Annotated in this window: 1 protein-coding gene; it reads left to right on the top strand. The window is 55.7% G+C overall.

The window, feature by feature from the left end; genetic code table 11:
- Positions 1-890, top strand: an 890-nt coding sequence (locus PH7735_RS20260; RefSeq protein ID WP_058313258.1) for a zinc-binding dehydrogenase, incomplete at both ends; no start/stop codon positions are given.

Genomic DNA, 890 nt, shown 5'->3' with positions numbered 1-890 from the left:
GGCGAAGGCGTCACGACGCTGAAACCCGGCGACCATGTCATTCCGCTTTACACCCCTGAATGCCGCGAATGCCATTCCTGCCTGAGCGGGAAAACCAACCTTTGCACCGCGATCCGCGGCACGCAAGGCCAGGGCCTGATGCCGGATGGAACGACCCGGTTCTCGATGCTCGATGGCACGCCGATCTATCACTACATGGGATGTTCGACCTTTGCGAACCACACGGTTTTGCCCGAAATCGCGCTGGCCAAAGTGCGCGACGACGCCCCGTTTGATAAAATCTGCTACATCGGCTGTGGTGTGACCACCGGCATTGGCGCCGTTATCAACACCGCGGGCGTCAAGATTGGCGAAACTGCGGCTGTGTTTGGCCTTGGCGGTATCGGTCTTAACGTGATTCAGGGTTTGAGAATGGCCGGTGCCGATATGATCATCGGCGTCGATCTGAATGACGACAAAGCCGAAATGGCAAAGAAATTCGGCATGACCCACTTTGTAAACCCTTCTAAACTGGAAGGGCAGTCCGTTACCGAAGCGATTGTTGAACTGACCAAAACCGAAAAAGACCAGTTTGGCGGCGTCGATTATTCTTTTGATGCGACCGGCAACGTAAATGTCATGCGGGATGCGCTTGAGTGTTCGCATCGCGGATGGGGCGTGTCGGTGATCATCGGCGTTGCACCCGCAGGCGCAGAGATTTCTACCCGTCCGTTCCAGCTGGTCACAGGCCGTGTCTGGAAAGGCACCGCTTTTGGCGGGGCGAAAGGCCGGACAGATGTGCCTAAATTTGTTGACTGGTACATGGATGGCAAGATCGAGATCGACCCGATGATCACTCACAAGCTCAGCCTTGAGGACATCAACAAGGGCTTTGATCTGATGCACGAAGG

The sequence above is a fragment of the Shimia thalassica genome (genome assembly GCF_001458215.1).
Lineage (GTDB): Bacteria > Pseudomonadota > Alphaproteobacteria > Rhodobacterales > Rhodobacteraceae > Shimia > Shimia thalassica.
Note: the sequence above shows the minus strand (reverse complement) of the source record. Positions and strands in the feature narration are given on the sequence as shown.